The 25,941-nt window shown below is 46.1% G+C and carries 23 protein-coding genes; 7 read left to right on the plus strand and 16 right to left on the minus strand.

The window, feature by feature from the left end:
- Positions 1 to 41: 41 nt before the first annotated feature.
- From DF182_RS06470 to DF182_RS06495, 6 genes are all read right to left on the minus strand, one after another.
- Positions 42 to 824, minus strand: a complete 783-nt coding sequence (locus DF182_RS06470) for an L-fucose dehydrogenase (RefSeq protein WP_113614840.1) — start codon at positions 822 to 824, stop codon at positions 42 to 44.
- Between the two features lie 18 nt (positions 825 to 842).
- A complete protein-coding gene (locus DF182_RS06475) occupies positions 843 to 1,670 on the minus strand; it encodes an amidohydrolase family protein (protein WP_113614841.1) in 828 nt (275 codons plus the stop codon).
- An 84-nt stretch (positions 1,671 to 1,754) separates the two neighbouring features.
- Entirely contained in the window at positions 1,755 to 2,084 is a 330-nt protein-coding gene (locus tag DF182_RS06480) for an L-rhamnose mutarotase (RefSeq protein WP_113614842.1), read from the minus strand.
- Positions 2,085 to 2,090: 6 nt separating this feature from the next.
- A complete protein-coding gene (locus DF182_RS06485; RefSeq protein ID WP_113614843.1) occupies positions 2,091 to 2,942 on the minus strand; it encodes a fumarylacetoacetate hydrolase family protein in 852 nt (283 codons plus the stop codon).
- Between the two features lie 24 nt (positions 2,943 to 2,966).
- On the minus strand, positions 2,967 to 3,725 hold the full coding sequence (locus DF182_RS06490; protein ID WP_113614844.1) for a hypothetical protein: 759 nt from the start codon (positions 3,723 to 3,725) through the stop codon (positions 2,967 to 2,969).
- Between the two features lie 75 nt (positions 3,726 to 3,800).
- Positions 3,801 to 4,583, minus strand: coding sequence for an SDR family NAD(P)-dependent oxidoreductase (locus DF182_RS06495; RefSeq protein WP_211327064.1), 783 nt, complete (start codon positions 4,581 to 4,583; stop codon positions 3,801 to 3,803).
- Between the two features lie 146 nt (positions 4,584 to 4,729).
- Here DF182_RS06495 and DF182_RS06500 point away from each other — a divergent pair, with 146 nt between their 5' ends.
- Positions 4,730 to 5,410 (plus strand): M15 family metallopeptidase, encoded by a 681-nt coding sequence (locus tag DF182_RS06500; RefSeq protein WP_161964076.1) that lies wholly within the window; start codon positions 4,730 to 4,732, stop codon positions 5,408 to 5,410.
- Positions 5,411 to 5,478: 68 nt separating this feature from the next.
- Here the strand turns inward: DF182_RS06500 and DF182_RS06505 are convergent, their stop codons facing one another.
- Genes DF182_RS06505 through leuC form a run of 5 tightly spaced genes read right to left on the minus strand, consistent with a single transcriptional unit; the run spans position 5,479 to position 10,944 of the window.
- A complete protein-coding gene (locus DF182_RS06505) occupies positions 5,479 to 6,984 on the minus strand; it encodes a 2-isopropylmalate synthase (protein ID WP_113614846.1) in 1,506 nt (501 codons plus the stop codon).
- Between the two features lie 26 nt (positions 6,985 to 7,010).
- Positions 7,011 to 8,090 (minus strand): 3-isopropylmalate dehydrogenase, encoded by a 1,080-nt coding sequence (leuB, locus tag DF182_RS06510; protein ID WP_113614847.1) that lies wholly within the window; start codon positions 8,088 to 8,090, stop codon positions 7,011 to 7,013.
- Positions 8,091 to 8,129: 39 nt separating this feature from the next.
- Positions 8,130 to 8,729 (minus strand): 3-isopropylmalate dehydratase small subunit, encoded by a 600-nt coding sequence (gene leuD / locus DF182_RS06515; protein ID WP_113614848.1) that lies wholly within the window; start codon positions 8,727 to 8,729, stop codon positions 8,130 to 8,132.
- Positions 8,730 to 8,744: 15 nt separating this feature from the next.
- Entirely contained in the window at positions 8,745 to 9,500 is a 756-nt protein-coding gene (locus DF182_RS06520) for a methyltransferase domain-containing protein (RefSeq protein WP_113614849.1), read from the minus strand.
- Between the two features lie 40 nt (positions 9,501 to 9,540).
- Positions 9,541 to 10,944: a 3-isopropylmalate dehydratase large subunit gene (gene leuC / locus DF182_RS06525; RefSeq protein WP_113614850.1), complete on the minus strand. Its 1,404-nt coding sequence runs from the start codon at positions 10,942 to 10,944 to the stop codon at positions 9,541 to 9,543.
- Between the two features lie 157 nt (positions 10,945 to 11,101).
- Between leuC and DF182_RS06530 the strand changes: the two genes are divergently transcribed.
- Entirely contained in the window at positions 11,102 to 12,655 is a 1,554-nt protein-coding gene (locus DF182_RS06530) for a hypothetical protein (RefSeq protein ID WP_113614851.1), read from the plus strand.
- A gap of 266 nt (positions 12,656 to 12,921) precedes the next feature.
- Here DF182_RS06530 and DF182_RS06535 read toward each other — a convergent pair whose 3' ends face one another.
- A complete protein-coding gene (locus tag DF182_RS06535) occupies positions 12,922 to 14,049 on the minus strand; it encodes a hypothetical protein (RefSeq protein ID WP_113614852.1) in 1,128 nt (375 codons plus the stop codon).
- Position 14,050: 1 nt separating this feature from the next.
- A complete protein-coding gene (locus DF182_RS06540) occupies positions 14,051 to 14,692 on the minus strand; it encodes an ABC transporter ATP-binding protein (RefSeq protein WP_113614853.1) in 642 nt (213 codons plus the stop codon).
- Between the two features lie 451 nt (positions 14,693 to 15,143).
- Here DF182_RS06540 and DF182_RS06545 point away from each other — a divergent pair, with 451 nt between their 5' ends.
- The 3 genes from DF182_RS06545 to DF182_RS06555 all read left to right on the plus strand — a co-directional run bounded on the left by DF182_RS06545 (position 15,144) and on the right by DF182_RS06555 (position 20,213).
- Positions 15,144 to 16,118: a ribonucleoside-diphosphate reductase small subunit gene (locus DF182_RS06545; RefSeq protein ID WP_113614854.1), complete on the plus strand. Its 975-nt coding sequence runs from the start codon at positions 15,144 to 15,146 to the stop codon at positions 16,116 to 16,118.
- 92 nt (positions 16,119 to 16,210) lie between these two features.
- Positions 16,211 to 18,586: a ribonucleoside-diphosphate reductase subunit alpha gene (locus DF182_RS06550; protein ID WP_113614855.1), complete on the plus strand. Its 2,376-nt coding sequence runs from the start codon at positions 16,211 to 16,213 to the stop codon at positions 18,584 to 18,586.
- 187 nt (positions 18,587 to 18,773) lie between these two features.
- Positions 18,774 to 20,213, plus strand: a complete 1,440-nt coding sequence (locus DF182_RS06555; RefSeq protein WP_245957383.1) for an apolipoprotein A1/A4/E family protein — start codon at positions 18,774 to 18,776, stop codon at positions 20,211 to 20,213.
- A 143-nt stretch (positions 20,214 to 20,356) separates the two neighbouring features.
- Here DF182_RS06555 and DF182_RS06560 read toward each other — a convergent pair whose 3' ends face one another.
- Both DF182_RS06560 and DF182_RS06565 read right to left on the minus strand, forming a co-directional pair.
- On the minus strand, positions 20,357 to 20,803 hold the full coding sequence (locus DF182_RS06560) for a hypothetical protein (protein ID WP_113614856.1): 447 nt from the start codon (positions 20,801 to 20,803) through the stop codon (positions 20,357 to 20,359).
- 165 nt (positions 20,804 to 20,968) lie between these two features.
- Complete coding sequence (locus DF182_RS06565; RefSeq protein WP_147243362.1) at positions 20,969 to 21,463, minus strand: hypothetical protein; 495 nt, start codon at positions 21,461 to 21,463, stop codon at positions 20,969 to 20,971.
- A gap of 348 nt (positions 21,464 to 21,811) precedes the next feature.
- Here DF182_RS06565 and DF182_RS06570 point away from each other — a divergent pair, with 348 nt between their 5' ends.
- Both DF182_RS06570 and DF182_RS06575 read left to right on the plus strand, forming a co-directional pair.
- Positions 21,812 to 22,246 (plus strand): hypothetical protein, encoded by a 435-nt coding sequence (locus DF182_RS06570; protein ID WP_113614858.1) that lies wholly within the window; start codon positions 21,812 to 21,814, stop codon positions 22,244 to 22,246.
- A gap of 37 nt (positions 22,247 to 22,283) precedes the next feature.
- Positions 22,284 to 25,175, plus strand: a complete 2,892-nt coding sequence (locus DF182_RS06575; RefSeq protein ID WP_113614859.1) for an SGNH/GDSL hydrolase family protein — start codon at positions 22,284 to 22,286, stop codon at positions 25,173 to 25,175.
- Between the two features lie 58 nt (positions 25,176 to 25,233).
- Here DF182_RS06575 and DF182_RS06580 read toward each other — a convergent pair whose 3' ends face one another.
- A complete protein-coding gene (locus DF182_RS06580; RefSeq protein WP_113614860.1) occupies positions 25,234 to 25,836 on the minus strand; it encodes a TrmH family RNA methyltransferase in 603 nt (200 codons plus the stop codon).
- Positions 25,837 to 25,941: the final 105 nt, after the last annotated feature.

Here is a 25,941-nt window from a genome sequence, read left to right on the forward strand (position 1 = left end):
TTTCAGGTTAAAGTATGATGTATCAGTTGGTTGGCAAAAGCTTAGCTGATGGATCTGTCGAGGTGTGTGTAACCTCCGTCAACGAATAGTATTTGTCCGGTTGTATGAGAAGAACGTGGTGACAGCAGGAATACAGTTGTATTAGCAATCTCTTCTGAAGTGGTCATCCGGTGTTCGAAAGGAATTTTTTCGGTGATGGATGCCAGTTTTTCTTTTGGATTGGGCAATGAGTTGATCCAGGTTTCGTATAATGGAGTCCATACTTCTGCCGGGATAACAGTGTTTACGCGTACGGAATATGGCAGCAGTTCTACCGCCCATTCGCGGGTGAGTGCATTGATGGCGCCTTTGGATGCAGCATAACCGGAGGTGTTGCCCTGGCCGGTGGTGGCTACTTTGGAACCGATGTTCACGATATTGCCTTTGGTGTTTTTAAGATAAGGCAAAGCAAAGTGAGCCAGGTTGTAATAATGTGACAGGTTGTTTTGCAGGGACTGCATAAATTTTTCGGGACTTCCGCTTTCGAGGCCTACCCCGTCGTTGGCGCCGGCATTGTTTACCAGTCCATCGATTTTTCCGTATTTTTCAATGGTTTCAGCGATCACTTTGCGGCAGTCATCCACTTTAGACAGCTCCGCCTGAATACCGAAGGCCTGGCCACCAGCCTGGATAATAGCGTCTACTGTTTTGCTGTTGTCTGCTTCATTTCTGCCTGCAATTACAACAATTCCTCCTTCTGCAGCTACCAGTTTTGCAATACCTTCTCCAATTCCTTTGGCACCGCCGGTAACAATAATCACTTTTCCCTGTAATCCTAAATCCATATTCGTAGGTGTTGTTATTTATAGATGATAAAATGAGATAGCATTGCCTCCCATGATGTTGTTTTGTTCTGTGTCAGACAGTTTGCTGATGTATTGGGTGATGATGTCTTTCACTTCCTTATATTCGGCTGCCAGCAGACATACGGGCCAGTCGGAGCCAAACATAAGCCTGTGAGGCCCGAAACTCTCCAGCACTACATCAAGGAAGGGCTCAAAATGTGCCGGTTTCCAATGTTGCCAGTCGGCTTCTGTTACCAGGCCACTGAGTTTGCAGTAGACATTAGGCGATTGTGCGATACTACGCATATGGGAAGCCCATTCCTCCAGCGCGCCGGTTTTAAAATCTGGTTTGGCCACATGATCTATCACCAGGCGGTGTTCCGGAAATTTCTTTACAAAGGCAGCAGTGGCAGCTAACTGTTTCGGATATACGAGAATATCGTATGAAAATCCGAACTCGGCCAGCGCTGTGATACCGTGACAGAAAGCTTCTCCCAGCAGAAAATTAACATCCGGTTCTCCCTGTACAATATGCCGGAACCCTTTCAGTTTGGGATTGACAGCATAGGTGGCCAGTTTTTCCCTGATGTTGGAAGCACGGAGATCGGTCCACCCTACCACACCTTTGATGAACGCATGTTTACCAGCCAGGTCCAGCAGGAAAGCGGTTTCATTTTCCGACTGGTCGGCCTGTACTGCTACGCAGCCATGTACACCATTGGCAGCCAACACAGGCTTCAGGTGTTCCGGAAAAAAATCGCCCCGGATCACCTGCATGGAATCATCTATCCACGCGTCACGAACGGGATCATACTGCCAGAAATGCTGATGTGCGTCAATAACCATAAGCTCCTTGGGAGATTTTCGATTTTTTGATTCCGGGGATCGATCATCTTTCCCCAAAATCAAAAAATCGAAAATCTAAAAAATCTATAATGCAAAAATTTTATCCATGATAATCCACTTCTCTCCTGGCTTTGCAATGGGCAAAGCCTGCTGGTATTTCCACATCAGCTGTTCCCATTCCTGTACTTTAGGATTGTCAGCGTCCATGGCTCCTTTGCGTTCAAAAGAGAAGGAATCGTTTACTTCCATGATCATAAACAGGCGGTTACCGGCACGGTAAATTTCCATGTTTTCGATACCGCTGTCGGTGATGCTTTTTTTGATTTCCGGCCATACGTCGCGGTGATAGTTTTCATATTCGGCTATCAGCTGCGGCTCGTTTACCAGATCCAGTGCCAGGCAATAACGTTTCATATATTGTTATTTATAGGCTACGGCTGTTTGTTTGGAAGTACCCAGGCCATCGATGCCCAGTTCTACCACGTCACCTGGTTTCAGGTATACCTGTGGATTCATGCCCAGGCCTACACCTGCCGGTGTTCCGGTGGAGATGATATCACCCGGGAGCAGTGTCATAAACTGGCTGAGGTAGGATACGATGAAGGGTACGTTAAAGATGAAGTTGGAGGTGTTACCATCCTGCATTTTTTTACCGTTAACGGTGAGCCATAAACGCAGATTGTTCACATCTTTTATTTCATCTTTGGTAGCCAGCCATGGGCCTAAAGGAGCGAAGGTATCGCAGCTTTTTCCTTTTACCCACTGACCGTTTCTTTCAATCTGGAAAGCGCGTTCACTATAATCGTTGTGCAGGCAGTAACCGGCTACATAGTCCAGTGCATCTTTCTCTTCCACATAAGTGGCTTTTTTACCGATCACAACGGCCAGTTCTACTTCCCAGTCTGTTTTTTCGCTGTTACGCGGAATCACCAGGTTGTCGTTAGGACCTACGAGTGCGGTAGTACTTTTAAAGAACACGATTGGTTCAGTAGGTATCGGGGCGTTTGTTTCGCGGGCATGGTCGGCATAGTTGAGGCCGATGCAAACGATTTTGGATGGACGTTGCAGCGGAGCGCCCAGACGGGTACCTTCCGGTACCTTAGGGCAGGAAGCACCGTGCTGTGCCCACCATTGGGACAAACGTTCCAGCCCATTGGCGGCCAGGAATTGTTCGCCAAAATCTTCTCCAAAAGCACTTACATCAAACATACCTGCTTCTGTAACAACGCCCGGTTTTTCTTCACCCGGTAAACCAAACCTGATCAGTTTCATTGCAATATTTTTTATTGTTATCCTTTAGTCTTTCTTGATTTCTTTTAATGTCACCACTTGTAAGCGGCCATTTTGCACATGCAGGTCGATGAACGGTTCTGCCTTACCATCTTTGGCCAGAGAAAAGTACACATGGTCTGCCTCTGAAGTTTGCTGGATAGTAGGCTGATAACCCTGCGGCACCGCGATGAACATGCTTTTGCGGACACCACCAAATTCCACATACAGTTCTACACTGTCGGGGGAATTATCAGGCCTGATCTCTGCGATAAAGTCGGCGATGATTTTTCCGGACTGCAGGTTTTTACTGTATTTTTTCACCTGTTCAGCACTGGCTGTTACTTTACCCAGACCCATGGTATTCTCCATGTATTTCCAGATACGTTCCGGCGGAGCAGTGGCCCACAGGACCTTTGGATTACCGGCATCATCGAGGCTGGCATGATAATACCTGACAGCGTGGTTGGCTTTAAGCACACCTATATAACAACTGTTAGGCTCATCCCACAACACTTTATACACTTCCGCGTCGGGAGCATCTTTTAACACTACCTGTTCAAACTTCTTCTCCTTTGTCAGACCTTTTACCTGAAACTTAATATTGATCTCCTGCGTGTCTTTGTCCTTACCGGAAATTTCCACTGCTACAGTGCCTGCCGGGGTGGCAGGTACCAGCGCGGAGTCCGCGGTATTGTTCTTTTCTTGTTTGGTTCCTCCCTGGTTACAGGCGGTGAAGGCTACAACTGCCAGCAGCACCGGCCATGCACGAAAATGTTGCATCATGGTGATTAATGATTGATGAATGAATTGTTGAAAATTAGATAATAACCCTAAAAATACATTCATCACATTAATAAATTAATTATTTAGGCGGATAAAGCCTCCGTCGATCGGATAATCGCATCCGGTAATAAAACCAGCTTCATCGGAGCAGAGATAGAGCGCCAGATGGCCTACTTCTGCCGGTTTAGCCATACGGCCTATCGGTTGTGTTTTACTGAGTTTATCAAACATCTCAACTTCTTTGCCGGGATAGTTTTTAGCGATGAAACCATCTACAAACGGTGTATGTACCCTGGCAGGGGATACGCAGTTGCAGCGGATGTTGCTGTTGAGATAATCTTTTGCCACAGAGAGGGTCATGGTGAGCACCGCACCTTTACTCATGGAGTAGGCCAGCCTATCGGGGATACCTACGCTGGAAGCGATAGAAGCGATATTGAGGATCACGCCGCCGCCCTGCTCTTTCATTTGTTTGATAACAGCATACATACAGTTATAGGAACCTTTCACATTCACCTGGTATACCCGGTCAAAGTCCTGTTCAGTAGTGTTTTCCAGGTTACCTACATGTGCAATACCGGCACAGTTAACGAGGATATCCAGTTTTCCGGCTGTCTGCACTATTTTGTCCATCACACCGATCACCGCAGCCTGATCGGCCACGTTGCAGGCATGTACCTGCGCCTGTCCGCCGGCGGCCTTGATTTCTTCTGCCGTGGTCCTGCCTCCATCTTCATTCAGCTCAATAATGTGCACTTGTGCACCCTGGGCACCAAAGCATTTCGCAATTGCCTGTCCTATGCCGCTACCACCTCCGGTAATAACCGCCACTTTGTGATCTAATCTGAACAGCTCCATATTAAAAATATTTAAGGGTTCTAAAATACCTATTTTAGAAAGTGGATTACAATCTTATTTTCACTGTATTTCATACTTTCTTGCCTAATTTTCGCAAAATTCAATAAATTCCGGAGTAAATGAATCAATTTTTTCTATTCAGGACCATGAGAATGTTATTATTATCCGCCTTGTGCGGTACCCTGATCCAGGTGGCTGTAGCCCAGCAGGTCACCCCTAACAAGTACGGGCTGCTGGTAGTAGGCACCACTGCGCAGTATGAGCAACTGATAAAAAAAGACCGCAGCCAGGAACTGGTAGACCTGGAACACTTTATTCCACATATCCGTAAAGATGTACGATATGCCACTACCAACAACTTCACCCATCAGCAATTATATAAGAATACAAAAATTTACCTGCGGCGGCCAGCAGCAGAGAAACTGAAGGCTGTACAGGAAGCGCTGAATAAAAAAGGATATACCCTGCTGATATATGATGCTTATCGTCCTTACCGTGTTACAGAGGAGATGTTTAAGATAGTGCCCAACGACCTGTATGCGGCCGATCCGCGCAAAGGTTCGGGGCATAACCGGGGTGTGGCCGTAGACCTGTCGATGGCCGACCTTAAAACAGGAAAGCCCGTGGCCATGCCTACGGACTTTGATGATTTTACCAAAAAGGCGCATGAAAACTATGTGCCTGCCGACCCTATCGTGGCTGCCAACCGCAAACTGCTGCGTGACACGATGAAACAACACGGTTTTAAGGGCTCCAGCACCGAATGGTGGCATTTTTACCTGCCAGACTACAAGAAGTATCCGCTGATGGACATCTTCTTTCAATAACGTTCTATAAAAAAACGGAGTTGCCGGGCATATGCCCGCAACTCCGTTACTCTTTTCATTGGCAATAGTTAGTATATCTTGTTGAGAGCATCTACATAAGCATGAACAGAAGCGTTCACGATATCGGTAGAATAGCCGAAGCCGTAGAATGCCTGTCCTTTATGTTTTACCCGCATATTCACCTTGCTGATATCTTCACTGCCACCGTGCATCGCCTGGATACTGAATTCATCCAGTTCGATTTCATCTTTGATGATGGCGTGGATAGCGTTGATGGTAGCGTTTACAGGGCCGTTGCCGGCAGCGCTGGCTTCACGGTCTTCTCCGTTGATACGCAGTTTAACAGTAGCCATCGGGCGCAGCGGATCACCGCATACCACCTGTAACAGCGTTACTTTAATCGCTTTATCGTCGTAATTTTTGTTATCGCCATCGCCCATCAGTTGCAGCAGGTCTGCATCGCTGATTTCCTTTTTGTTGTCGGCCATTTCCAGGAAGCGCTGGTATACTTCGTCCAGGTTGATTTTATCCATTTTATAGCCCAGTCTTTCCAGATGGTGTTTCAGGGCGTGACGGCCGCTGCGGGCGGTGAGGATAATGGAGTTGGAGTTGATACCTACATCTTCCGGATTCAGGATTTCGTAGTTTTCGCGGTGTTTCAGCACGCCGTCCTGGTGGATACCGGAGCTGTGTGCAAAAGCGTTGCGGCCTACGATGGCTTTATTGGGCTGTACCGGCATACGCATCATTTTCTCTACCAGCGTACTGATTTCGTAGATGCCTTTGGAGTTGATGTTGGTATGATAACCCAGGCCATGGTGTGTTTTCAGGATCATGGCCACTTCTTCGAGGGAAGTGTTACCGGCGCGTTCACCGATACCGTTGATAGTACATTCCACTTGTCTGGCGCCGTTGATCACACCGGCGATGGTGTTGGCAGTAGCCAGCCCCAGGTCGTTGTGACAGTGAACGGAGATGATGGCTTTATCGATATTGGATACGTGATCTACCAGGTATTTGATTTTGGCACCGTACTGGTCGGGCAGACAGTAACCGTTGGTATCGGGGATATTCACGGTGGTAGCGCCTGCAGCGATCACGGCTTCGATCATCTGGGCCAGGTAAGCATTGTCGGCGCGGCCTGCATCTTCTGCAAAAAATTCCACATCGTCCGTAAAATTACGGGCATATTTCACGGCTGCTACGGCACGTTCCAGGATCTGTTCGCGGGTGCTGTTGAACTTGTACTTGATGTGCATGTCCGACGAGCCGATACCGGTATGGATACGTTTACGTTTGGCGAAGCGGAGCGCTTCAGCGGCAGCGTCGATGTCTGTCGTGTTGGCGCGGGTCAGTGCGCAGATCACCGGTTCAGTAACGGCTTTGGAGATCTCCACTACGCTTTGAAAATCGCCGGGGCTAGAAATAGGGAAGCCGGCTTCGATGATATCTACACCCAGCGCTTCCAGTTTTTTTGCTACAATAATTTTTTCTACAGTAGTCAGCTGGCAACCAGGGACCTGTTCGCCATCGCGCAAGGTGGTATCAAAGACGTATACACGATTTTTATCCATGATAATGAAATATTTTCAATGAAGAATTAGTTCAGATTTTCAAGCACTTTGGCGCCCATGGCGTCTGTACCCATAATGAAATCGTTTTCCGTATGTTTGTTAGCGATATCCATTGTTCTGTATCCTTGTCTGAGTGTAGCTTCTACAGCTTTGATCACACGCTGTGATTCCGTCTTCAGGCCAAAAGAGATATCCAGCATCAGCGCAGCAGACAGGATAGAGGCCAGCGGATTGGCAATACCTTTACCGGCGATATCGTGGGCAGAACCGTGAATAGGCTCATAGAAACCTACTTTATCACCAACAGAGGCAGATGCCAGCATGCCCATAGAACCGGCGATCTGGGAAGCTTCGTCGGTGAGGATATCTCCGAAGAGGTTGCCGGTCACCACTACGTCGAAACGTTTGGGGTCTTTGATCAGCTGCATGGCTGCGTTATCGATGAACATATGTTCTGTTTCCACATCAGGATATTCTTTCGCCACTTCCTGTATCACTTCTCTCCAGAGGCGGCTGGCTTCCAGCACATTGGCTTTATCCACAGAGCAGAGTTTTTTGCGGCGGGTACGGGCAGCTTCGTAGGCTTTGCGGGCGATACGCTCTACCTCGTAGCGGTGGTAGATCATCAGGTCGGAAGCGGTGTTGCGATCTTCTGTTCTTTTCTTTTCGCCGAAATACACGTCACCGGTGAGTTCGCGGAAGAAGAGAATATCCGAGCCGCGGAGGATTTCCGGCTTTATACTGGATGCTTCCAGCAGTTCATCAAAAAGTTTTATAGGGCGGAGATTGGCATATAAGCCCAGCTCCTTGCGGATTTTCAGCAGACCTTGTTCGGGTCTTACCTTCAGCGTAGGGTCATTATCGTATTTAGCATGACCGATAGCACCAAACAGGATAGCATCGCTGTTTTTGGCTTTCTGCAGCGTCTCTTCAGGCAGCGGGTCGCCGGTAGCTTCGATGGCTACGTGGCCCATGATACCTTCTTCAAAAGTGAAGCTGTGATGATAGTTAGCCGCTATCGTCTTCAACACTTTCAGTCCCCAGGAGGTTACTTCCTGACCTATGCCGTCGCCGGGTATTACCAATATTTTCTTCTCTACGCCCATACTAGGATTGCTTTTGCTTTTATGTTGTTTTAGTGATTATTAGAAATTGAACTCCCGGGTGGTTTCGTATTTTTCGATGTCCTCGCGCAGACTCAGGAGATAATCGATATCATCATACCCATTGAGCAGGCATGTTTTTTTGTATGCGTTGATATCGAAATTTTCTTTTTCGCCGGTAGCCACTATTTTGATGAACTGGTTTTCCAGGTCCACTTCTATCTGTGCATTGGGATCTGCTTCGATGGCTTTGAAGATATTATCCAGGAAGGATTCGCTCACCTGTACAGGCAGGATGAAGTTGTTGAGCGCATTGTTTTTAAAGATATCGGCGAAGAAGCTGCTCACCACTACTTTAAAGCCGTAGTCGCCAATTGCCCAGGCGGCGTGTTCACGGGAGGAGCCACAACCGAAGTTTTTGCCGGCCACCAGTATTTTACCGCTGTAAATGGGATTGTTGAGCACAAAATCAGCTTTAGGCTGATTGTTGGCATCGAAGCTCCAGTCACGGAACAGATTTTCACCGAAACCGTCTCTGGTGGTAGCTTTCAGGAAGCGTGCAGGGATGATCTGGTCTGTATCAATATTTTCAATGGGTACGGGTACCGCAGATGAAACGAGATGTTGAAATATTTTACTCATGATGATGATTACTGTTTAGATTTTTATGGCGGCTACCCGCAGTCTGACATAATCGGCGTATAGTTCACCGTTACGGGTGATCTGTGGCGCCAACTCCTGCTGCACCTGCTGCAGGATGTTTTGTATATCCGTTTCCGGTATACCGGCGAAAAAATGTTGTCCAAACATCTGCAGCCAGTCAATAATACCGGTATGCGGATCTGCCAGCCGGGTGGGCCGGTCAAAGAAATGCACCCTCTCCACCTTAAAGCCTGCCTGCTCCAGCAGCGTGGTATATTCACCCGGTGAAGGGAAATACCAGAAAGGTTCGTAGTGGTATCCTTTTTCCTGCATCACTATATTGAGTGTATGCAGGATACTGTCCACATTGCCTTTTCCGCCCATCTCGATGACGAGGCGGCCACCTTTCTTCAGCTGAGCATACATCCGGGCGATAGCTTTTTCTTTTTCCCGTACCCAGTGGAGGGTAGCATTGGAGAAGATGGCATCGAACTGTTGCGGCAGTGAGAAGGTAGTGGCATCGGCCACGTCAAACGATCCTTCCGGAAAAGTTTGCCGGGCGGTGGCGATCATGGCAGGAGAGGCATCAATGCCTGTCACCTGTGCACCGCTGGCTGCCAGCTGGGCGGTGAGTTCTCCGGTACCGCAGCCCAGGTCGAGGATCTGTTCTCCGGCCTGTGGTTGCAACCAGTCTCCGATCAGGCTGTTACCATATTCAAACACAAAGGCGTGTTTGGTTTTATATAATTCGGCGTTCCAGGTGTCTGCCATTTTGAGATTTATTTATTTTGAGATTTATTTATTTCGCTGATTAGAAGCCAAATACTTCTCTTCCATCCGTTACCCTGCCGGTAATAGCGGCAGCAGCAGCGGTGAGCGGGCTGGCCAGGAAGGTGCGGGCATTAGGACCCTGACGACCTTCGAAGTTGCGGTTGGAAGTAGAAATACAATACATACCTGCAGGCACTTTGTCTTCATTCATACCCAGGCAGGCAGAACATCCAGGCTCACGCAGCTGGAAACCAGCTTCTGCAAACACTTTATCGATGCCTTCTTCTATGGCCTGGGCTTCCACTTGTTTAGAGCCGGGCACTATCCATACCACCACATCATCAGCTTTACGTCTTCCTTTCACCAGATCGGCCACCAGACGGAGGTCTTCGATGCGGGAGTTAGTACAGCTACCGATAAATACGTAGTCGATTTTTTTGCCGAGCAGAGCGCTGCCAGGCTGTAAGTCCATGTATTCCAGGGACTTTTTGAAGGAAGGTCTTTCTTTTTCGTCTATCTGTTCCAGCGAAGGGATCTGTTGGGTGATACCCATGCCCATGCCGGGGTTGGTACCGTAGGTGATCTGTGGTTCGATATCGGCAGCATCGAAGATGAGTACTTTATCGAACTGTGCGTCGTTATCAGAATACAGTGTTTTCCAGTATGCCAGGGCTTTGTCCCAGTCGGCGCCCTGTGGAGCAAACTCACGGCCTTTGATATAATCGAAGGTGATGTCATCCGGAGCGATGAGGCCGCCACGGGCACCCATTTCGATGCTCATATTACAGATAGTCATACGGGCTTCCATGCTGAGGTTGCGGATAGCATCGCCGGCATATTCCACGAAATAGCCGGTAGCGCCGGAAGCGGATATTTTAGAGATGATATAGAGGATGATATCTTTAGACAGCACACCTTTTCTGAGGGTACCGTTGACCTCTATTTTCATGCGTTTGGGCTTGTATTGCAGGATACACTGGGTGGCCAGTACCTGTTCTACTTCAGAGGTGCCGATGCCAAAAGCTACGGCACCGAAAGCGCCGTGGGTGCTGGTGTGGCTATCGCCGCAAACGATGGTCATACCCGGCAGGGTGATGCCCAGTTCGGGGCCTATCACGTGAACGATACCCTGGTAACGATGTCCCAGACCATACAGTTCCACGCCGAATTCGGCTGTATTTTTAGTAAGCATTTCCACCTGGTGGCGGCTCAGCGCTTCCTTGATAGGCAGGTGCTGGTCCATGGTCGGTACGTTGTGGTCGGCGGTAGCCCTGGTTTTCTGCGGACGAAATACCGGGATACTACGCTTACGCAGCCCATCAAACGCTTGCGGACTGGTAACTTCATGAATAAAGTGCGTATTGATATACACCGCATCCGGGTGGTCCGGCCGGCTCTTCACGATGTGACTGTCCCAGATCTTGTCAAATAACGTTTTTCCCATCCTTAAATGCTTTCCTTTTTAAATTGTTTTATACCTTCAAATCTAATGGTCAATATTTAATTGCCATATCGCTAAATTTGCTTTAATTACAACTTTTAAAACACCTTGATATACATTAACCTTCTGTATATCAAACACTTACAAGATTTTATTAACGATGCCCAACAGTCAAAGTGATGCCTTATTCATATTAATAAAAACACTTACAAAAGCAGAAAAGCGAAATTTTCAGCTTGCTTTCAATAAGAACAACAGCAAAGACGACGTTCTGTTTATTCAGCTCTTCAATACGCTGGACAAAATGAAAGACTATGATGAGGAACAGATTCTGAAGAAAGTACCAGACCTGAAAAAGCAACAGCTGTCCAACGTAAAGGCCCATCTTTATAAACACCTATTGTCCAGCCTCCGGCAGCTGTACAAACAGAAAGACCCGCTGATAGACCTGCGGGAACAGCTGGACCATGCCCGGGTACTATATAACAAAGGATTATACAACCAGAGCCTTAAAATTCTTGCCAAAGCCAAAACCATGGCCTTGGAACAGGAAGAGGTAATGCTGGGCTATGAAATCGTGGAATTCGAAAAGCTGATAGAATCCCGCCATATCACCCGAAGCCTGGAAAACAGGGCCGAAGCCCTGAGCGCCGAATCCAGACAGATAGAGCTGCAACTGACCAACATCAGCCGCCTGAGCACCCTATCCCTCCGGATGTACGGCCTCTACCTCAAGCTGGGCCATGCCCGCAACGAAAGAGACGCAGAAATGGTGAAATCATTTTTTGAAAGCCAGCTGCCACAACGGGACTTCTCCCTGATGAGCTTCTACGAAAAAGTATATCTCTACCAGGCCTCTTCCTGGTACTACTATATCCTGCAGGACTTTGTGATGTACTACCGCTACACACAGAAATGGGTTGACCTGTTCAAACAGTATCCCGCCATGCAGCAAACAGACATGGACCTTTATATCAAAGCACAGCATAACCTGCTGACGGCACATTTTTATACGTCCAACTTCGAGAAGTTCAAATCAGCACTCTGCGATCTGGAACATTTCATCCGGGAAAATGAAGAGTACTTCCACGAAAACACGCGTACATCAGCCTTTGTACATCTGTACACCGCCAAGATCAACCGTTACTTCCTGGAAGGTACCTTCAGTCAGGGCCTTGCCATGGTACCAGAACTCGAAACAGAAATCTGTAACCATACCCTCAAAATAGATCAGCACCGCGTACTCGTGTTTTACTACAAAATCGCCTGCCTCTATTTCGGTAGTGGCGACAACAGTAAAGCCATCGTTTATCTCAACAAAATCATCAACCTGAAAATCGGTAACCTACGCGCCGATATACAATGCTTTGCCCGCATCCTGCACCTCATTGCCCATTACGAACTGGAAAATTACAGCCTCGTAGAATACCTGATCAAATCAGTGTATCACTTTATCTCCAAACACAAAGACCTCGGGCTGGTAATGGAAGAGATCATGAAGTTCCTCCGTCGTTATATCTATGCCAATCCAAAAGAACTACGCAGCGCCTTCGTTGACCTGAAAGACAGACTGGAACAGATCTCCGAAGATCCTTATGAACGCAGGTCTTTCCTCTATCTGGACATCATCTCCTGGCTGGAGAGCAAGATTGAAAATATTCCGGTACAGGAAGTGATACATCGGAAGTTTGTTAATAAAGAGCGGAGAATTTGATTAAGGAGAAAGAGGAGAATTTGATTAAGGAGAAAGAGCGAAGATCATTCAATCAAAGATAAAGAGCGAAGATCATCATTTGCTCCCAGGGCTGAAGCCCTGGGCTATAATTGTTGGGAGAAAATACGGTGGTTTCTTTTTCCTGGGTTTTTAAAAATTTATTTCAATACAATCATAGTCCTTCTTCTGTTATTATTGTTTGAGGAAAATACAGTTCCTGGAAAATAAAACGCCGTCTTTCCCCTCAACAATTATAGCCCAGGGCTTCAGCCCTGGGACTCGATATATGGCTCGTATTGACGATATTTTTTAAAGAAGATGATCGCTGACAGCAGCTGCAGTATCAGGATAGCGATCCATTCTCTATGTCCCAGGATCATGAACAATACAACAAAACAGGTAACTAGTACATAACGCACATGTATTTCATTGTTGATTTTCGGAAAGTATAACAAGGTGCGGAAAAACATCAGTAAAGAAAGCGCCATACAAAAAACCATCAGCAAGGATAACGCGTCTGTTTTCGTATAGGCGTTGACGGTAATCATGATCATCTCCGGTAAAAAAATAATCACATATATGCCTGTCATCCGGAGATAATGCCGGAAAGTGCTGATGGGCAGATTTTCCATGAAGTTGAGCCAGGTATCATCAAACACACGATGATGGGTAAGCAGTTGCAGATGTAGCAGCACAGATACCATCACGCCCAGTTGCAGACCCCGCAGATCGAAGTAGTCGCCTTGTTGCATGAGAAAAAAGGTGATCCATACAAGGGCGGCAGAAATGAGTTTGGCGCTGAGGATACGGCGTGGAAACTGTGTGAAGAGTTCATACAGAAAATATAATACCGGTGGTTTGACGATGTGGCGGTTGATCCATCGTTGCAGGTGACCGGTAAAAAAGAGAGTGTCGGGGTTATGTAGTTTTCTTTCATAGAGTGCCAGTGGCCAGCAGCACATAGCGATATTAAAAATCAGTATGATGGAGGCGGTGCTGTAGTAGTGGTGTTTGACACCTACAACGATAGCTATTCCGGAGTATATCAGTACCGGCAGGTAGATAGCGGTATGAATGAAGGCCCATTCGCGGAGGCGTTGTTTTTTGTGCATACTTCCCATTGTGGTGTAGAGAAATTCATAACCACGGGTTTGCAGTGTTTTCATGACGAAGCCGGTGCATTTGAGCAGGTAGAGTGTCCATAAGAGGAGCACCAGCAGCAGGAAAGAGTGGCCTTCGAGGAAGCCCATCATCAGTGATTGATGATAACTGAGCAGGCTGCTGCTGTCTACTACGCCGAACATCAGATAAAACAGCACGAGGAAAAAACCGGTGTTCTGGATATAAAACTGGGCGGTGAATATTTTTTGTAAGATGGCGGTGGTTGAACGCATATTAATTGAGCGTAATATTTTTATCTGCTACCCGGAGGGTGCCGGTGAGGGTAATTTCTTCCGGGTCGAGCGGTTGATGGGAGGTAATAAGGAAGGAAACGCCTTTAGCGTGCCAGGTACGTACCAGGTCGTACAAGATGGCCAGGGTGCGGGTATCGATGGTGATCAGTGGTTCATCGAGGAGGATGACTGCCGGGTTGCCGGTAAAAGCGAGCAGCAGTGATAATTTTTTGAGCATACCGCTGGAATAGGTACTTACCGGGTTATTCACAAAGATATGCACACCCATTCTTTCGGCTATTTCCCCGATCAGGTGGCGGTCTCCGCCTTTAGTATTAAGATATAACTCCAGGAGATCACGGCCGGTGAGGAACGCCGGGTAGAAGGGTTCTGCCTCGGCGTAGTTGATCAGGCGGCGGAACTGTACGGGATGTTCCTGGCTGCTGACCGTCCCCTGGAGCCGTATTTCCCCTTTGAAGGGTATAAGGCCGGCCGTTACTTTCATGCAGGTAGTTTTGCCTGCGCCGTTTTCACCCTGGAGCCAATAGATGCCTGTTGGCAGTTCCAGGTGTGGAATATCCAGTACGGGCACGTCCTGGTAACTTTTTCTGACAGAATAAAGGGCAATAACCGGTTGGGACATACGTAATTATTGATAGGCTGTAAATATGAAAAATTAATTCATATATAAGATATACCGGTGATCAATTTAACAAAAATTTCGTTGCAGCTTTTTTAATACTGATGATCATGTACTTATCTGATTGTATAGTTTTCCTGTGTACATATCTTCCCATTATGTCATGATTTTTTCACATAGGAAAGATATTATATACAGTGTTATCCACAATAGTCTGAAACCCTCAACAGCATTATATTTCAATAATGTTCACATTCTTTTTCCACACCTGTTGAAAACTATATCTTTCCTCGCTGAAGTGGATGCTTACATTTGTAATCTGGACGTTAGTTTTTTTGGATACATGCTGGACCCGGGTAGGTAGTAAATGTGACGTATATGATCTTTCAGTATACCAACCCCAAACAAGGAAAAACCGAAAACCGCGACAGTACCCGAATAAAAAAATATTATTATGAGTAACGAGAATGAAATTCTTCTAAAAGAGAACAAGGACCGTTTTGTGTTATTGCCAATCAAATACCCTAGCATTTGGGAGCAATATAAAAAACACGAAGCGAGCTTCTGGACGGCCGAAGAGATTGATCTGAGCGCAGACCTGAAAGACTGGGCAGGCATGAATGATGGTGAACGTCACTTCATCTCCCATGTACTGGCTTTCTTTGCTGCCAGCGATGGTATTGTGAATGAAAACCTGGCAGTGAACTTTATGAGCGAAGTGCAGATACCTGAAGCACGTTGCTTTTATGGTTTCCAGATCATGATGGAAAATATCCACTCTGAGACATACGCGTTGCTGATAGATACCTATATAAAAGATCCGGCTGAAAAAGACCGGTTATTCCATGCTATCGATACGGTGCCTGCTGTGAAGAAAAAAGCAGAGTGGGCGCTGCGCTGGATTGAGAACGGCACCTTTGCAGAGCGCCTGGTGGCCTTTGCAGCGGTAGAAGGCATTTTCTTCAGCGGTAGCTTCTGCTCTATTTTCTGGCTGAAGAAAAGAGGATTAATGCCTGGTCTGACTTTCTCCAATGAGCTGATCAGCCGTGACGAAGGTCTGCACTGTGAATTTGCCTGCCTGCTCTACAGCATGCTGGAAAATAAACTGTCTGAAGAACAGGTACATACCATCATCCGTGATGCGGTGGCCTATGAAAAGGAATTTATCACTGAAGCTTTACCTGTAAACCTGATCGGTATGAACGCTGATCTGATGGCGCAATACATTGAGTTTGTGGCAGACAGATGGCTCTCTGAACTGGGTTACACCAAGATATACAACTCGTCCAATCCTTTTGATTTCATGGAAATGATTTCATTACAGGGTAAGACTAATTTCTTTGAGAAACGTGTGGGAGATTACCAGAAGTCAGGTGTGATGGGCGGTGCCAAAGAAGCCCAGACCTTCAGCCTGGAAGAAGACTTCTAATTATTTCCGGATTTGCTGATGATGGGATTTTCTCAACATCAAAAATCCGGGATCAAAAAATTATTTATCTAACCTCTTAAATTCACAAACCCATGTTCGTAATCAAGAGAGATGGAAGAAAAGAAGCGGTGAAATTCGACAAGATCACCGCCCGTATTGAAAAACTGTGCTATGGTTTTAATACGGAATATGTAGACGCTATTGATGTAGCCAAGAAAGTGATTCAGGGTTTATATGATGGCGTTACCACCTCAGAACTGGACAACCTGGCTGCTGAAACCGCTGCCTCCCTTACGACCAAACATCCTGACTATGCCCTGCTGGCTTCCCGCATAGCAGTAAGCAATCTGCATAAAAATACAGAGAAGTCGTTTTCCAAAACGATGCGCAAACTGTACAACTACATCGATCCTAAAACCGGCAAAAACGCAGCACTGCTGTCTGACGAGGTTTGGGCGATCATTGAACAGCATGCAGACATCCTGGATTCCAACATCATCTACGACCGCGACTTCGCATTCGACTACTTCGGTTTCAAAACACTGGAGCGCTCTTACCTGCTGAAAACAGACGGCAGAGTGGTAGAACGTCCGCAGCACATGTTCATGCGTGTATCTGTGGGCATCCACAAAGAAGACATCGAGTCTGCCATCAAAACATACAACCTGATGAGTGAGCGCTGGTTTACACATGCCACGCCTACCCTCTTCAATGCAGGCACACCAAAACCACAGATGTCTTCCTGCTTCCTGCTTACCATGCAGGACGACAGTATCGAAGGTATCTATGATACACTGAAACAAACCGCCAAAATCTCCCAGAGCGCCGGCGGTATTGGTCTGAGCATTCACAACATCCGTGCTACCGGTTCCTATATCAGCGGCACCAACGGTACCTCCAACGGTATCATTCCGATGCTCCGTGTATTCAACGACACCGCACGTTACGTAGACCAGGGTGGTGGCAAACGCAAAGGCGCTTTCGCCATCTATCTGGAACCATGGCATGCTGATATCTTCGAATTCCTGGACCTGCGTAAAAACCATGGTAAAGAAGAAATGCGCGCACGCGATCTCTTCTATGCACTGTGGATGCCTGATCTGTTCATGCAACGCGTAGAATCCAACGGCACCTGGTCACTTTTCTGTCCGCACGAAGCACCCGGACTGCACGAATGCTGGGGCGAAAAATTTGAAGCGCTGTATGAAAAATACGAAAAGGAAGGCCGTGCCCGCAAAACCGTGAAAGCACAGGACCTGTGGTTCGCCATCCTCGACGCACAGATAGAAACCGGTACTCCTTACCTGCTGTATAAAGATGCGGCCAACCGCAAATCCAATCAGCAGAACCTCGGTACCATCAAGAGTTCCAACCTCTGCACCGAAATCATCGAGTATACCGATGCCAACGAAGTTGCAGTATGTAACCTGGCTTCCCTGGCACTGCCCCGTTTCATCAACGACGGACAGTTTGACCATCAGAAGTTATATGAAGTAACTTACCAGGCTACCCTGAACCTGAACAAAATCATTGACAATAACTACTACCCGGTAGAAGAGGCAGAACGCAGCAACCTGCGTCACCGCCCTATCGGCCTGGGTGTACAGGGTCTCGCCGACGCGTTTATCCTGATGCGTTATCCTTTTGAGAGCGCTGAAGCGAAAAAACTGAACAGCGAAATATTTGAAACCATCTACTTCGCAGCACTGACCGCTTCCAACGACCTCTCCAAAAAAGAAGGCTACTACGAAACCTTCCCCGGCTCTCCGGCTTCCAAAGGTATTCTGCAGTTTGACATGTGGGATGTAACACCTTCTGCACGCTGGAACTGGGATGCACTGAAAAAGTCTATTGTTAAGGACGGTATCCGCAACTCCCTGCTGCTGGCTCCTATGCCGACAGCTTCTACTTCTCAGATCCTGGGTAACAACGAGTGCTTTGAGCCTTACACTTCCAACATCTACACCCGTCGTGTACTGAGTGGTGAGTTTGTAGTGGTAAACAAACACCTGTTGAAAGACCTGGTAGAACTGGGCCTCTGGGACAATGATATGAAAACAAAAATCATTGCCTCCAATGGTTCTATCCAGAACATCAATGAGATCCCTGGCAATATCAAGGAACTGTATAAAACAGTATGGGAAATCAAACAGCGTAGTCTCATTGACATGGCTGCCGACCGCGGTGCGTTCATTTGTCAGTCTCAGTCACTGAACCTGTTTGTGGACACACCTACTGCAGCTAAACTGACCTCCATGCACTTCTACGCCTGGAAAAAAGGACTGAAAACCGGTATGTACTACCTGCGTACCCAGGCAGCTACACAAGCCGTACAGTTTACTGTTGAAAAACAGGGCGGCCAGCAGATACAACCCATTATCGCCAAAGGCGGTGATGTTTCCCTGGAAGACATCCCTGAAGGGGCTGTATGCACCATGGAAGAAGGTTGTGTAACCTGCAGCGCATAATCACGAAAAGGGGTTTAATAAGTATAGAGTATTTCCCCGGCCCTGGTGGCCGGGGATTTTTTTTGCTTGTTTTTCCGGCTGAGAATACATAATTTGCCAATGATTGCACAACTTTAATGCTAGCCGATTTCCTGGGATTTATTACGTTACTTTGCAGTGTGTCCGGACAATTGTAACCCTTACCTATATGAAATTTTTTTATATCCTTATAGTACTGTCTTGTATCTCGTTTTCCAATATAACTGCGCAGAACCTTACTGCTAAAAAAGACAGTGTAGTGACCAAAGTACAGCAGGTACCTGAAAAGTTTATTTCCACTGCTAAAAACAAAGCAGATAAGCTGAATAAACAAGTTACCACCCGCACCGACAAGGCCCTGAAACGACTGCTGAAGGAAGAACAAACCATGCAGAAAAAACTGGCCAAAATAGACAGTGTAGCCGCTCGCAATATCTTTACCCGCAGCATCGACTCACTAGGCAATTTGCAGGCCAGGCTGAAAGGCAAACTGGGCAAAGTACCGTCCGCATTATCCCAACCCGGAGGGCCCTATCTTGACAGTTTACAGAACTCTCTCGCCTTCCTCAAAAACTCCAAAGACCTGCTCAAACAATCCAAAGGGATCACCGATAAACTCAACGGCGCCACCAAATCCATGGACGCCCTGAAAGATAAACTGCAACAAGCAGAAGCCATCAAAGCATTTATCCGCGAAAGAAAACAACAACTGAAAGAACAGCTGTCTCAATACACCGGCTTCACCAAAGACCTGCAGAAAATGAACAAGGAAGCCTACTACTACGCACAACAGCTGAAAGAATATAAAGAGGTCTTCAAAGACAAAAAGAAAGCAGAACAGAAAGCCATGGAAATCATTAAAAAGGTGCCTGCCTTTAATGATTTCATGCAGAAACATTCACAGCTGGCTGGACTATTTAACCTGCAGAACAGCAGCGCCTCCGCACAAAGCCTGGAAGGCCTGCAAACACGCAGCCAGGTGGAGCAGCTGATACAACAGCGACTGGGTGGCGGTCCGAATGCCGGCGCCGCTGTAGGACAGCAGATGGCCGAAGCCCGCAGCAGAATGAATGAGCTGAAAAGTAAATTCCCGGATCTCGATAATGCCGCAGATATGCCCAATTTTAAGCCCAACGAAATGAAAACAAAAAGTTTTCTTCAACGGCTGGAATTCGGCAGCAACATACAGTTTCAGCGTAGCACCAAATTCTTCCCCACCACCAGCGACCTCGCCGGACAGGTAGCCTATAAATTTCATAAAAACGGTAGCGTAGGTATCGGCGCCTCTTATAAACTGGGTATGGGCACCGGCTTCAATGATATCCACTTCAGCGGTCAGGGAGCCAGCATACGCTCTTTCATCGACTGGAAGCTCAAAGGCACTTTCTTCCTCAATGGTGGCTATGAACAAAACTACCAGCCCGAAGGTATTGCTGCAACAGGTGGCGTAGGCCAGGCCTGGACGCCCAGCGGCCTGATAGGCATCAGCAAAAAATATAAGATCAACAGTAAGTTAAAAGGCAATATGATGGTTCTTTTTGACTTCCTCTACAACCAGCATGTACCGAGAACAGATCCTATCAAGGTAAGGATGGGGTATAATTTCTAAATTATACATACATTTAAATAACATCCTGACACTCTGTATTTATGAAAAGAATACTCGTTGCAGCAACGAGGACAAGGTAAATTCTCTAGCTTCCAAGGTATTAAAAGCACCGATTATAATAACATTAATTCGACATAAATTTATCAGGACTGTTGGCATTCAGTATTGCTGTCAGCCAATTTATCTCCATTATCCAGCTGGCACACTACCTCATCAAATTGGTATCTTGTTCGAAACTCAATAACCCACTTTTCAATATTATCTATTTTATCTCTGACACTTCCTCCCCCTATATTCATCAGATCCAAGAAGAACAGTAATTCAACTGCATCTTCCTTCCTGGTAAAATTTATAAAAACATGAGGAACTGAATGATTTAAAATACAAAAGTTATCTGTGCTAATGGCCAGATCAACATATAAATTGTTCTCAAACACCGCAACGACATCGACGATTTCCTTCTTTGAATCCATTTTCGGCTCATTCCACCACCAATCCTTGCATCCGCTTATATATTCATTGATAAAAGCCGGAGCAATCCTATCGATTGTTCCCTTGAAAAGAATATCAATTAAAGTTGTAGATAACATATTATGAATATTAGAGACTCTATCTCCGGGACCCGTCAGATTATCTTCCTACCGGCATGAATGGATAACTAAAAAATTAATAGCCCTAAAGTACACTCTTTTAAGAAATATAGATTTACACAACGGTACTCCAACACGATTTTTTCAGGAACAACTTTATTCACTTCATTTATACATTTTCAAACTAACAGCAGGATAAGGAGCCTTATTATCAAGATCAGCTGTAATAGTCCCCATAACATCACTCTTCTTTACTTTCAAATGTCCGTTCTTCATTTCCTTAAGGAGAGGAACTTCTTTGGCTAAAGCTTTAAGTTGAGAAGCTGTAATCTTCTGCTGAAACAAATATTGTATAGTTACTTCTCCAAGTTTCCTACTCTGTCTCCCAAAGCTAAAATACACGGTACATGATTCATAATTAACATCTGTCGCTGAATGAGACATCATACACATATACACCATTGTATCCTTACCATCTTCATCCGGAACAACTTCGAGATTAAGCCTTGAAGCAATACGATCAAATGTATCGTTTAGCGTAATCTCTTGAGATTGAAATTCGATAGTTGCCCTTTTACTTTCCTTACAGGATAAAAAATTAAACCAGACAAGGAAGGCCATCAGAATCAAAGGCAACATATTTATCATCTTATTTTTCATTCTATCTTAGTATCTCTATTTAAGAACAGATCATATAGCACATCCATGCATAGTAAGACGATCAATTCTTCATGTTAGCAGTGTTTCAAAAATATACAAACGCAACTGACACCACAAGACAACTTTTCTATTTCCGCCTATCCTTTTGTCACCAACACTTTCAACAGAAAAGATAACCAACATTGCGAAACTTTTGTACTTTCATTTCCTGTAGCAATAATTTAACCCTGGCAGTTTGCCCTATACCAAACATATATGAACAGCAATAACTTTTAGTAGAAATGAATGTAAGATGAATGTCTATGCCCCTTCATCTTCCCTATATTTTTTCATCTAAAGTAACAGTGTATGATACGTTACAGTATGGGATTATTCCTGTTGGTATCCCTGCAGCAGGTCAATGCCCAGTCTAAAATGCTGGTGAAGAATGACTCGGTAAAAATAACTACTCAGTCAATGGTCATTCGTAATAACACCAGAAACATCAAAGGATATTTATTGAATACCGGAGATGGGGTCACCGGTTTCAGTCAGCCTGGAAAAGCAATACAGTTTTCTGTAGGTATGCAGGGATCTCCTGTCGCTGGTGATACAGCCTATAGTCATCCTGCCCTGAGGAAAAAATCGATTAAAGTATGGCGAAGCGGATTGCTGCAGAAAAAAGATCTGCAACGTGGCGTAAATATAGACAGCATTGCCGGTACAATCATTTTTTATCCAGCTTTGATACAGGCAGAAAAAATTTATATAGAAGCACTAGACAAAATGGCTATTGCATTATGACTCCATTCAACACTTGATAACTTATTAATACATCCATATGTTTAAACAAGTTCTGCTAATCCCGCTCCTGTTATTGGGAATGACTGCTGTTGCTCAACCTCCGTTGAGAATAGAAAAAGATTCAGTAAAAATTCACAATGCCGAACTGGTATTGAGAAATAAAACCAAGGATGTAACCGGATATCTGTACAACAGTGGCGATGGAGTTACGATGTTCCGAAAAATGGGTAAACAGGTACAGTTCCAGGTAGGAACACCTGGGTATCCGGCTGCCGGTGACACTGTATTCCAGCATTCATCACTGGCTGGCTACACCATCAAAGTATTGAGAAATGGATTACTCCAATACCGAACTAATCCCAATGGTGTGAAAATAGATGATAACAATGGCAGCATCGTTTTTTATCCTGCCTTGCAACAGAATGATCACATTTACATAGAAGCACTGGGAGGAATGGATTTATCACTGGATGGATCTGAGGTCAATCCCGGGACTCCTGCTTCAAGGGGACCGCTGCTACTACAAACCGGTGCATTCGAAAATACGGGGAAAACTTTTACTATCAGATGGACCACTAATGCTAAAACCCTGTATCTAAGTCCGAAGATTACCGCCCTGGGATCCTCTACCCTAGCGGGTTACGGACTCAACAACCCAGACCGGCTGGGCGATAAAATATCATTGTGGTTAACCAACAACACCAATAATCCTACCTGGGATAACCTGGCTATTGCCGGCTATAACAGTAAAGATGTACTGCCTGTTTTGAATGGTGGTGCAACCGGACATAATATCGAAGCAGCCTTAAACCTCAACCCTGACTTCATCTTCGTGTCACTTCCGTCCAATGATCCTGCTTCCGGTATTTCCGTGAATGAGAGCATTGCCAACCTGAAAAAAATAGATGAACTGGCACAACAGCAAGGCATTCCTGTTTTCTTCGAAACAACACAACCCCGCAACAACTATATCTCCCAGCAAAAAGATATGCTCAGGCAACTGGGAGATAGTATCAGAGCGATATGGCCCAAACGTTATGTAGAAGGATATAAGGACGTGGTCGATCCCGCTGTTCCTGGCAACATACTGCCCCAATATGATAACGGAGATGGGGTCCATCTTAACAGTACCGGCAACCAGTTTATTGCCAACAACCTCTTTGACGCCTGGATGGATTACTTCCAATCTATCAAAGGAGTAAAACGGTATGTAATCGATTCATCCCTGGACAAAACCAACTGGGCGCAGTTCGCCGTAGAGCAGGACCAAAATATTGTAAAACGTACCTATCCCCGGTTCAATCAGGCCAAACAATATTTCAGGGTGAAAGCCGAATTGAAAGACGGCACCGTCACACCTTATTCCAATATCGCAACGCTGGAAGCAAAGACCACACCTACCAACCCCGGCGTAGATGACTTTAATTACCGGCTCCTGGTAGACCTGGGCGGCGACAACATTAACACACTGAATGGTTCCAATTTGCCCGATGGGAAACCCACACCATCGCCCGATGGTTCCGGGAAATACTGGAACAACTGGTTTGGTATCGGAGGAGTGACAGGATTTGCTGATAACGCAGCGATCACTCAACTGAAAACCACCACCAATGCCATCACTAACATGAGCATACAGTTACTTGGATCACCACAAGGTACTTTTGGTTCATCCGACACCAAAGCCATCAACTACAATGGATTTAAAGTACCGGCTGGTGACTATCCCTATGAAGCTGTTTATGATAACATGTTTCTGCATACTTCCATCAATCCCAATGGTATCACGCTGCGCATAAAAGGACTCGCGAAAGCCAATAAGTATTATATCAAACTGTGGGGTGCCAGATTGGATGACACCAACACTCCGCGTGTATTGCAAGCCAAACTGGGAGAGGAAAGCTGGACAGATGCACAATCCGTGGATGACCGTTATGCTACCAACGGTACACCCGACTACAACCGGGCTATTACCTTCAGCAATGTCACCGGACGTGATTCCGTGGACATCATCCTGCGTGTAGGGCCTTCCAGCACTTTTGCACATGTCAGCGTTGTGGATATCGGTGTAATGGGCACCCTGCCAGTAGTACCCCAACTGAAGCTCAACGATACCACCACCACGCTCAGTACCCTGCAACTGACTTCCATACCCGTTAACGGCGCCAGTATAACATCCTATCAATGGAGCCAGGTTTCCGGGCCCAACACTGTCGTAATCGGCAATGGTAGCACGGCAACAGCCAGTATCTCCGGCCTCACCAATGGAACCTTTGTATTTAAAATATCCGGAACAACCACCAGTGGTGAAGTGCTGACAGCACAATCTTCTGTTAAAGTATTCCCGGACAACAACGGTAAAAAAACTATGCGGGTACACTTTAGTAAAAATCAGGTCACTCCTATTCCTGGATGGCTCAACATGTATAACACTACTATCAATCAGCGTATCACCATGACAGATCCTATAACCAACTGGATAGTGGATAACGTGTCAGACACCAAATTATACTGGTCACCTTTCGCCGGCAGCCAGGCTGCCGACACATCAGGTGTCACCACCGGCAATAACAGCGGCATTGTGCCTGATATCGTTCTGAAAAGCCACTGGTTCAACTACAGCCTGAAATACGCTACTGGCATGGACAACCTGCATATCAAAGGGCTCAATCCTGCGAAAACCTATACCATCCGGTTAATTGGTGCAAGAAGCAACGGCGGCAATCCAGGCCTTTCAAGGTATAGCGCATGGCGTGTCAATGGTGGTAATGAAATTTTACAGGACATAAAAGACAATACTTCCCAGGAAACGGTTGTCAACAACGTAGCACCGGATGCCAATGGTGTTATCAAACTCTCTGTAAATTCTCCGACGCTAACCACCAATGGAGACTTCTCCTATATCAATGCCTTAATAGTTATTGAGAACTAAAACCATCACATAAAAAAGCATCCCGGTCAGTTGACCGGGATGCTTTTTTATGTGGTTATCATAACTCTCCGTCCAGTTCTTCTTTATATCCCCATTCTGTCAACAGCGTATTATACTGTTCCGGTGGCAGTCCGGGTTTATCATAATGACCCGCCAGCTTTTTCTGCCGCATGGCTTCATAAATGCTGACCGCGCAGGCTACAGAGATATTGAGTGATTTGATGATGCCCATCTGTGGGATGATAAAGTTACCATCAGCCATATCCCTTACCTTCTGGCTAACACCCATTTGTTCATTACCAAATACCAATGCCACAGAACCGGAGAAGTCGATATCATATAAGCTCACCGCATCGCTGGACAGATGGGTGGTCAATATCTTATCGTATTTGGCGCGCAACTCGGCAAAACAATCCGCTGCATTGTCAAACTGGTGGGTGGTAAGCCAGCGGGCGGCACTACTGCTGCTCCTGTGGCCCCATTTCTTGCGCCGTGGCTCCAGTGTATTGATGATATAAACATCCTGAATACCTACCGCATCGCAGGTACGTAATACGGCCGAAGCATTATGCGGGTCCTGCACATCTTCCAATACGACGGTTAAATTGGCCTGTCGATTGTTCAGGGTGGAGATTAACCGCTCTCTTCTTTCTGGTGTCATACGTTTATATTTTTTCCGAATCCTGCAAAAATAACAAAAATGAAATTGAGCTCCCTGCTGGTCTCAAAAGACCCCATCACACTGAATAACAAGCCAATACAGCCC

This window comes from Chitinophaga flava (assembly GCF_003308995.1).
Taxonomy (GTDB): domain Bacteria; phylum Bacteroidota; class Bacteroidia; order Chitinophagales; family Chitinophagaceae; genus Chitinophaga; species Chitinophaga flava.

Coding starts and splice junctions, on each gene's coding strand:
- DF182_RS06555 (WP_245957383.1), top strand. CDS start 18,774: ATGAAATTTTTTTATATCCTTATAGTACTGTCTTGTATCTCGTTTTCC.
- DF182_RS06560 (WP_113614856.1), bottom strand. CDS start 20,803: ATGTTATCTACAACTTTAATTGATATTCTTTTCAAGGGAACAATCGAT.
- DF182_RS06530 (WP_113614851.1), top strand. CDS start 11,102: ATGCCCAACAGTCAAAGTGATGCCTTATTCATATTAATAAAAACACTT.
- DF182_RS06535 (WP_113614852.1), bottom strand. CDS start 14,049: ATGCGTTCAACCACCGCCATCTTACAAAAAATATTCACCGCCCAGTTT.
- DF182_RS06475 (WP_113614841.1), bottom strand. CDS start 1,670: ATGGTTATTGACGCACATCAGCATTTCTGGCAGTATGATCCCGTTCGT.
- DF182_RS06505 (WP_113614846.1), bottom strand. CDS start 6,984: ATGGATAAAAATCGTGTATACGTCTTTGATACCACCTTGCGCGATGGC.
- DF182_RS06540 (WP_113614853.1), bottom strand. CDS start 14,692: ATGTCCCAACCGGTTATTGCCCTTTATTCTGTCAGAAAAAGTTACCAG.
- DF182_RS06500 (WP_161964076.1), top strand. CDS start 4,730: ATGAGAATGTTATTATTATCCGCCTTGTGCGGTACCCTGATCCAGGTG.
- DF182_RS06485 (WP_113614843.1), bottom strand. CDS start 2,942: ATGAAACTGATCAGGTTTGGTTTACCGGGTGAAGAAAAACCGGGCGTT.
- DF182_RS06520 (WP_113614849.1), bottom strand. CDS start 9,500: ATGGCAGACACCTGGAACGCCGAATTATATAAAACCAAACACGCCTTT.
- leuC (WP_113614850.1), bottom strand. CDS start 10,944: ATGGGAAAAACGTTATTTGACAAGATCTGGGACAGTCACATCGTGAAG.
- DF182_RS06495 (WP_211327064.1), bottom strand. CDS start 4,583: ATGGAGCTGTTCAGATTAGATCACAAAGTGGCGGTTATTACCGGAGGT.
- DF182_RS06470 (WP_113614840.1), bottom strand. CDS start 824: ATGGATTTAGGATTACAGGGAAAAGTGATTATTGTTACCGGCGGTGCC.
- DF182_RS06490 (WP_113614844.1), bottom strand. CDS start 3,725: ATGATGCAACATTTTCGTGCATGGCCGGTGCTGCTGGCAGTTGTAGCC.
- DF182_RS06545 (WP_113614854.1), top strand. CDS start 15,144: ATGAGTAACGAGAATGAAATTCTTCTAAAAGAGAACAAGGACCGTTTT.
- leuD (WP_113614848.1), bottom strand. CDS start 8,729: ATGAGTAAAATATTTCAACATCTCGTTTCATCTGCGGTACCCGTACCC.
- DF182_RS06570 (WP_113614858.1), top strand. CDS start 21,812: ATGATACGTTACAGTATGGGATTATTCCTGTTGGTATCCCTGCAGCAG.
- DF182_RS06480 (WP_113614842.1), bottom strand. CDS start 2,084: ATGAAACGTTATTGCCTGGCACTGGATCTGGTAAACGAGCCGCAGCTG.
- leuB (WP_113614847.1), bottom strand. CDS start 8,090: ATGGGCGTAGAGAAGAAAATATTGGTAATACCCGGCGACGGCATAGGT.
- DF182_RS06580 (WP_113614860.1), bottom strand. CDS start 25,836: ATGACACCAGAAAGAAGAGAGCGGTTAATCTCCACCCTGAACAATCGA.
- DF182_RS06550 (WP_113614855.1), top strand. CDS start 16,211: ATGTTCGTAATCAAGAGAGATGGAAGAAAAGAAGCGGTGAAATTCGAC.
- DF182_RS06575 (WP_113614859.1), top strand. CDS start 22,284: ATGTTTAAACAAGTTCTGCTAATCCCGCTCCTGTTATTGGGAATGACT.
- DF182_RS06565 (WP_147243362.1), bottom strand. CDS start 21,463: ATGAAAAATAAGATGATAAATATGTTGCCTTTGATTCTGATGGCCTTC.